Annotated in this window: 1 protein-coding gene; it reads right to left on the bottom strand. The window is 69.1% G+C overall.

Annotation, left to right across the window (positions count from 1 at the left end):
• Positions 1-245 precede the first annotated feature (245 nt).
• Positions 246-461: a DUF6243 family protein gene (locus ACX28W_RS44015; RefSeq protein WP_179879016.1), complete on the bottom strand. Its 216-nt coding sequence runs from the start codon at positions 459-461 to the stop codon at positions 246-248.
• Positions 462-640: the final 179 nt, after the last annotated feature.

A 640-nucleotide genomic window follows, 5' to 3' on the forward strand; every position in this document is an offset into this window, starting at 1 on the left:
CTTCCTGACAGTGTCGCCCGGGCTGGGCACGGGGAACGCGCTGGTGGTGATGCTGCTGGTGCAGCTCGGGTGGTGGCGGTGACGCGGCTGCTGAATCTGCGGCCGCCCCGGGTGGTCGGCTGAGACGCGGGTGCTCGGCCGAGAGCTGAGCGGGACCGGCCGCGCCCGGTACGGCAGCAGGGCCCGGACCGCGCGTCGCGGTCCGGGCCCTGCCCCATGCGGTGCCGCCCTGCGGCGGCGGTGCGTCAGCTCTGTGCGGTGTCGTCGCTCGTCTGCCCGGCGCCCTCGGCTGCGCCTGCCTTCTCGCGCATCTTGCGCACCAGCTCCGCCTTCTGGTCGGCTGCACCCTGGCGGTCGAGGTTGCGGTGCGGACCGTTGTTCTGCCGTTCGGCGCGGGACAGCTTCTTGCGCTGGCCGCCGCCCATGCCCACGGGGTTGTTGATGTTCTTGCTCACGGTCACGGGTTCTCCCGGTATTGATGTGAAGTGATCTACGGATTCATCGGTGGGGGACGGGCGGCGACGTCGAAGGACGTCAGCAGGGGCCCATCACGCTCTCACTCGTAAATCGGCGTCTGGAAGAACATGACAAAGACGTTACCCGGTTCCGTCGGACCCGCACACCAAGTTTTTCGCCGTCC

The organism is Streptomyces sp. SD15, from assembly GCF_054462255.1.